Genomic DNA, 6,469 nt, shown 5'->3' on the forward strand with positions numbered 1-6,469 from the left:
AAAAAATGAACGGGCTTTATCAACAGCAACTTAGGGTCGTATGCCTGTGTTGTATGAGTTTGCTTTTAACTTCGTGTTTTAAAAATAGCGTGGCAAAAGATAATACCATCACAGCAGAGCAGGTTGAGAAGTTTAAGGTCACAGTGGCTGATTACTGCGACAAGATGGTGTTTTTTGGCAGTGTATATGTGACCTCGGGTGAAAGCGTGGTGTATGAGGCCAACTGTGGACCACAAAACATTCAATACAATGTTCCTAATACTACTGACTCTAAATATCGAATTGGTTCCAATACCAAGGAGTTTGCTGCTGCAATTTTACTGCGTTTGCTCGTTGGTAAGGATCTGAAAACAGAGACTATTGGAGACTATTTACCTTGGTACCCCAAAAATCAGTGTGCTGATGTCTCGCTACATAATTTGTTGAGCATGTCTTCTGGTATTGATAACTACAGTGATAACCCAGATGTTTATTTGGACTGGGGGTGGCGGCCTTATTTATACGATGATACGTTGGATTTAAATGGCCCAGAAGGGTTTGGCAACCGTTTCTGTACATGTACCGAACAAGACAATAAACCAAGCTTTACGCCTGGTTCTAAGTTCACTTATAGCAACTGTAACTACTATCTTATTGGTAATATCATCGAGCAAATCGCGGCCGGCAAGCAAGGCCAGATAGATCCCAGTTTTTACTTTAGAAATATCGTCAAAGAGCAAATTATTGATCCGCTTAGTATGACAGACAGTGGTGCATATAATGCCATTGGTATTTATGAAAACATGACCACTGGGTATGTATTTGATGAAAACCAATATCTACCACTGACAACGGGCCGACCGCCGGAAACCGGCGGTCCTGCGCCTTATGAGCATATCTTCAAAAACCCATATAGCAATCCGCTAGTACTCTACTCAGCGGGTGATATGTATTCCACGGTCAAAGACATGCACAAGTGGGATCAAGGATTGTATGGCGACACCATTTTAAATGCGGAGCAAAAAGAAATGGCGTTTGCACCCTATCAAAATACGCAAAGTAGTGATGAATGTGAGTACTTCGGTTATGGCTGGTTCGTTACCTTTATCGACCCTAATCAATACGGCAAGGTGGCAGATTGTCCTGAGGACCCGACGAGCACTAATCTAAACAAATATGAGAAATTTCTACAGTATTCAGGTAGCTACCCTTATTCATGGGTAACGAGCTTTTCTCGTTTGTTAGAGCGAGATCAAACAGTGATGGCGTTTAGTAATTATCACAAAACAGGTTATGAGTCTGACTGTATTGCAGAAGAGATCCGTAACATTATTTTCTATAACGATCGCCACCGTACTGAGCAATGCCAAGAAGTTTTGGATGGTGCAATCAACTAATTAAATAGCAATTTTAAGCGGGCTGCCTGTGGTAGGGCATAACTGATGTTGAGTGCTTTTGTCGGCCTATGTTTAACACGAATTCCTGCTTTTTCTTTTGAAATTGCAGCGATAATGGCAAGTTAGTGGCAATTAAAGTTGTACTTAAAATTGCACTGATTTGGTGGGTTCAACAACTGTTTAAATCTACATCATAGAGGATGAATTATGACAGCGACAAAAACAGCAAAGGACGACAAGGCAACTGAAGCAACTGCGTCAGCATCTGCAAACGCATCTGCAACAGAACAGTCTAGCACTGCAGTGCAGGCAGAAGACCGAGCTGCCGTGGCGCAAATCATTGTTGATAAGTACTCTAAGTGGTCATTTGGCTCTGGATTAATACCTATTCCAGCAGTCGATTTAGTGGCTTTAACGGGTATTCAAATGAAGATGATTGGTGAAATTTCCAAGGTATATGGCCAATCATATAGTGACAATAAACTGCGTGGTACGGTCAGTGCTGTGATCGGGGGATCATTCCCGCAAACGCTTGGTGGAGCTGGCTTAAGCAGCTTCTTAAAAGCGGTACCGGTGATTGGAACTTTGAGTGCGATCGCATTTATGCCAGTGGTTTCTGCTGCGTCTACTCATGCGGTGGGCAGCACCTTTATACGTCATTTCGAAAATGGTGGCACGCTAATCGATCTTAATCTTGCGAGTATTAAGGGAGATATTGCGGACATTGCTGCTAAGTATCGTAAAGATAAAGGTGATACCAGCGCACAGCCGAGTGGAGCCACTGCACCATAGTAGTGGCTAATCTTAGATAAACCAACGGATTACCTGTTGGTTTATCTATGCAAAATAAGGACTTTTGAGGAGCATATTATGATTATCGCTTTGTATTTGGTGCTATGTATCTTGTCGGGGTATTGGGGGCGAAACACGTTTGCTGGCCCTGTTGGTTTTTTTCTTATTGGATTGTTTTGCACTCCGATTGTGAGTTTATTGATTTTATTACTTGCTCAAATGCGCCAGCCTCAACAGGAAAGTGAGGACGATTAAACACGCTAAAAACTGGATGCGCTAAACGTGCAAGGTTGCCAGATGCGACGTTGCTCATAACAACAATGATAAGAAAACGACAATGGTATTATACGATCTGATCAGTCGGAATATAAAAATTAAAAAAAGGACTTTCGTAATGCTGGGCTGTATTTCGGGCCTTGCGAACGCGTTGGTACTTGCTTTGATTAATAATGTCTCTGAAAATATTTCGGACATTCATAAAGAAAACCACATTCTTTATTATTTGGTGTTGTTTATTTTGACCATCTCTATTTATGGTTTAACACAACAGCGCTTAATGACAAAAGCGGCCAAAATGGTTGAAAAAGCCATTGATAGGTTACGTGTACAAATATTCGAGTGTGTACGTCATACCGAGCTATCAACCTTAGAGAAAATAGGCAAAGAGCGTATTTTCAATACACTCAGTAAAGAGCTGCAAACCATTTCGCAATCTGCACAGTTATTTGTCATTATCGGTCAATCTATTAGCTTGGTGTTTTTTACCTCTTTGTACATTGCTTGGCACTCGTTTGTGGCATTTTTGGTGATCTCCATTTTAATTTTAATGGGGGCGAGTATTCACCGCTTAAGAGCGAATGAAATTCAGCGCAATATGCAATTGTCCTTTGAGAGCGAAAATAAGCTTATTCAGCGCCTATCTGACTTACTTGATGGCTTCAAAGAGGTCAAACTGAGCGTACCAAGAGCGGATGATTTAGAGTATGAGTTTGTGATGGACTCAACCCGCGCAAAGCGCGCTAAAACCACAACTCAGACTTTGTTTGCAACCGACTTTGTACTGTCGCAAATCACTTTTTTTGCAGCAACAGGTGCGATGGTGTTTATTGTGCCAAGCCTCTCTCATGTTTATACCGACGTGGTAATAAAGGTCACCACAGCTTCGCTTTTCTTGATTGGTCCAATTACCAGTATTGTTGGCGGGATCCCTATTTACACTACTGCTACTGAAGCAGCGCAAAATGTTTTGACATTGGAAGACGATTTACGCCGAGAGTCAACGTCGCAACATAACCTCGAGCATGATCATGTTTCACATGTACATAGCTTTGACGAATTGCGATTCGAAGGCGCGTATTATCAACATGCACACAAAGGGGGCGATCGACCTTTCTTTGTTGGTCCTGTGGATCTCAGTATTAAACGTGGACAGGTGACCTTTATCACGGGTGGCAATGGCAGTGGGAAAACGACGTTTATTCGCATGCTAACAGGCCTTTATGAACTGCAAGCGGGGCAAATTGTGCTTGATGGGCAGCCTGTTACCGAGAGCTTAAGAGATGGCTACCGCAGTTTATTCACCGCTGTTTTCTCTGACTTCCATTTATTTAAACAGCTTTACGGGATCCATCACAACAGTCAAGAAGAGATTGATGATTGGCTTGTGTTTTTAGAAATGAACACCAAAGTGAGCGTTAAGGATGGTGAGTTTAGCAGCATAGACCTATCTACTGGGCAACGCAAACGCTTGGCGCTATTGAGCACCATATTAGAAAATCGACCAATATACATTTTCGATGAATGGGCGGCGGACCAAGACCCAATTTTTAGACGTAAATTCTATGAAAAAGTACTACCTAAGTTGAAAGAGCGTGGTAATACCGTAATTGCCATCACCCACGATGACGCCTACTTCCACCTCGCAGATGTGCACTTAAAAATGGTCGAAGGACAGTTAATGGAACACCATGAAGTTGAGGGTAAAGGAGTAACATCATGAACGTCATACTCCCTTCAGATATTACACTGACGATAATTATTAGCGCTATATTGGCGATTATTCTATCTAATTTATTGATGCGCTTACTTAAGCGCTATCAACCGAAGTTGAGGCGGCGGATACTATCTTGGCGTTTTCGTGCGGGTCTTACATTATTGATTAGTATTTTTATCGTAATCGCGCTCATCCCCATTATATTCATTAAGGTGGACTCGGGTGAAGTAGGAGTATTGTGGAAGCGTTTTGCAGGTGGTACCTATTTAAAAGAGCCACTGCACGAGGGGACGGTGCTCGTTTTCCCTTGGGATACGTTAACGATTTACTCAAGTCGCTATCAAACGGCACATACTAATGTGTATGCCATTACCAAAGAAGGACTGAGAATAACGCTTGATATTACAGTGCGTTACCGCCCAGAAGTGGAATTTATTCCATACCTCCATAAATTGGTTGGACCCAATTATGTGGATGAAATAATTCTGCCAGAAGTGAGTTCAGGAGTGCGTATGATAGTGTCTCAATATGATGCCGAGCAGGTTTATGGCAATCAGCGTAAAGAGGTGCAAGAAGAACTGCTGGGGCAGGTGCTCAATGAGTTAGAACTCAAAGAAAAGTCCATGTTGCGCCAAGAAGCCAAAACCATGTCGGGCCATCATTTGGTAAACCTAGATGATGTACTGATAAAGCGTGTTGACTTACCAGATAAAGTTCACAGCGCGATCATTTCCAAAGTGAACCAAAACTACATATTGGAAGAGTACAAAATGCGTGTTGAAGTTGCGAAAAAAGAAGCCATGCGCAAAGAAGAAGAGGCCAAAGGGATCGCATTATTTCAAGAAATGGTCAGTGACGGTATTTCTGAAGCTTACCTAAAGTGGCGAGGTATTGAAGCAACCATAGAGCTTGCCAAGTCCAATAATGCCAAGGTTGTGGTAATTGGTAGCGGTAAAGATGGTCTGCCGCTCATACTAAATACTGAAAGTAGCCTCACGCATGAAAATTCTCGCTTTGAAGAGACTCACAAACCTGGAGAGCTTAAGTCTGAACCGGATGAAAAAGACAAGTACCTGAACAGCGTGGACAAGTTTGGCCACAAGATAAAACCAGATCTACGCCAGCCAGATAAAACACTCTCAAACAGGTCTGAGCAAACAGGTGAGCCCATGGAGTATTTAAAGTAAGCAGTACACTTCGTGATTTAAGTGCCCACAAATAAAGTCATACAAGGCGGTAGGCATGAGTGTCGATTGGTCAGTATCCTTGTATGACTTTATCCAATCTTTTGCGTAATATGAAAGATGTAGAATTAATACAATAGAGACTAAAAAGGCATCGCAAAGGGGGTTCTATGAAAGTTCTATTTACGCTATCCACATCGCTATTTCAAAAACTATATGTAGATTCAAAAGAGGTAAAAGCAAGTACCTTAGCTAAAGCGAAAACGCTGAGTTATACAACTTTGTGTAAAGTTCAGGGCGGTTCTGGAACGCACAAAGGGAAAAAACCTGCTGACGGACTTCCGAACCATAACGGGTGCATCGAGCCGTAAGTAAATTGTTTAAATGAGAGAGTAAAATAGAGAATTATAGGGGTCAAATCGACATCATTTCGATTGCTTTGGCCCTGCTTGCCTTAACAGGCGATAAAAATTTAAAGCTCTTAGATACTGAAAATTTAGCTATTTGCTGCTGAGAGACTTAGATAAAAAGGATTTTAAAGTATGAGAATCATTGGGGAAAAATGGTGACCCACCTGATTTGAAAAGTATATAAATCAATATTTTAAGTTTATTAGGGCTTTTCATAACCAGTGTTTTAGCGGCTTTGAGCCGCGCTGTTCCACCTTATTTAACTTTAAAACAGTGGATCAAAGGTGAAACATGCCTGAATTAACTAGATCATTCACAGACCAATTAGTGAGTAACTTACCAGTTAAAAAGAACATTCAGATCTACACGGATAGTCATCACACACTTAAACTTTCAAATGCGACCATCGGGTAGAAAGAGCTATTATTTCAGAGCCAAGTGTAATGGCAAAGACATTAAACGCAAATAGATCGCGAGCGACACGTTGAAATACCAGGCGAGCATATGCTCAAAATGTTTGAATACCTTGATGAACATGTAAACCCCGATTTTGTATTTTTCATGAAACTTCAATCGACGGGGCATTTTATGCGTGGTCAAGTAATGAGATTGAAGTTTAGTGATTTTGATAAGATCGGTAAGTACGCCATCTTTACCATTAAGTTTTTTGCCTGATTGAAGAGCTTTAACAGCATCATCAAAGTTGAATTGAGT

At 41.5% G+C, this 6,469-nt stretch carries 7 protein-coding genes; 6 read left to right on the plus strand and 1 reads right to left on the minus strand.

Going from position 1 to position 6,469, the window contains the following annotated elements; all coding sequences use genetic code 11:
• Positions 1 to 5 precede the first annotated feature (5 nt).
• The 6 genes from N482_RS12685 to N482_RS12705 all read left to right on the plus strand — a co-directional run bounded on the left by N482_RS12685 (position 6) and on the right by N482_RS12705 (position 5,716).
• Positions 6 to 1,376, plus strand: a complete 1,371-nt coding sequence (locus tag N482_RS12685) for a serine hydrolase domain-containing protein (protein WP_063377383.1) — start codon at positions 6 to 8, stop codon at positions 1,374 to 1,376.
• Positions 1,377 to 1,583: 207 nt separating this feature from the next.
• A complete protein-coding gene (locus N482_RS12690) occupies positions 1,584 to 2,168 on the plus strand; it encodes a YcjF family protein (protein ID WP_063377384.1) in 585 nt (194 codons plus the stop codon).
• Positions 2,169 to 2,246: 78 nt separating this feature from the next.
• On the plus strand, positions 2,247 to 2,423 hold the full coding sequence (locus tag N482_RS25250; protein ID WP_196763594.1) for a hypothetical protein: 177 nt from the start codon (positions 2,247 to 2,249) through the stop codon (positions 2,421 to 2,423).
• Between the two features lie 139 nt (positions 2,424 to 2,562).
• A complete protein-coding gene (locus N482_RS12695) occupies positions 2,563 to 4,167 on the plus strand; it encodes a cyclic peptide export ABC transporter (protein WP_231100859.1) in 1,605 nt (534 codons plus the stop codon).
• Positions 4,164 to 5,348, plus strand: coding sequence for a prohibitin family protein (locus N482_RS12700; protein WP_063377386.1), 1,185 nt, complete (start codon positions 4,164 to 4,166; stop codon positions 5,346 to 5,348). The genes N482_RS12695 and N482_RS12700 overlap by 4 nt, the downstream gene beginning before the upstream one ends.
• Before the next feature lie 167 nt (positions 5,349 to 5,515).
• The gene (locus N482_RS12705; protein ID WP_063377387.1) at positions 5,516 to 5,716 is read left to right on the plus strand and encodes a hypothetical protein; all 201 of its coding nucleotides are present in this window, start codon (positions 5,516 to 5,518) and stop codon (positions 5,714 to 5,716) included.
• A gap of 462 nt (positions 5,717 to 6,178) precedes the next feature.
• Here the strand turns inward: N482_RS12705 and N482_RS25655 are convergent.
• Positions 6,179 to 6,469 (minus strand): hypothetical protein (locus tag N482_RS25655; RefSeq protein ID WP_231100860.1); only part of this gene is annotated, 291 nt, incomplete at its 5' end.

Origin of the sequence: Pseudoalteromonas luteoviolacea NCIMB 1942, assembly GCF_001625595.1 — a bacterium.
Lineage (GTDB): Bacteria > Pseudomonadota > Gammaproteobacteria > Enterobacterales > Alteromonadaceae > Pseudoalteromonas > Pseudoalteromonas luteoviolacea_A.

What these genes read in the sequence shown, in the direction of transcription:
- N482_RS12685 (WP_063377383.1), top strand. Translation starts at nt 6, where the DNA reads ATGAACGGGCTTTATCAACAGCAACTTAGGGTCGTATGCCTGTGTTGT.
- N482_RS12690 (WP_063377384.1), top strand. Translation starts at nt 1,584, where the DNA reads ATGACAGCGACAAAAACAGCAAAGGACGACAAGGCAACTGAAGCAACT.
- N482_RS25250 (WP_196763594.1), top strand. Translation starts at nt 2,247, where the DNA reads ATGATTATCGCTTTGTATTTGGTGCTATGTATCTTGTCGGGGTATTGG.
- N482_RS12695 (WP_231100859.1), top strand. Translation starts at nt 2,563, where the DNA reads ATGCTGGGCTGTATTTCGGGCCTTGCGAACGCGTTGGTACTTGCTTTG.
- N482_RS12700 (WP_063377386.1), top strand. Translation starts at nt 4,164, where the DNA reads ATGAACGTCATACTCCCTTCAGATATTACACTGACGATAATTATTAGC.
- N482_RS12705 (WP_063377387.1), top strand. Translation starts at nt 5,516, where the DNA reads ATGAAAGTTCTATTTACGCTATCCACATCGCTATTTCAAAAACTATAT.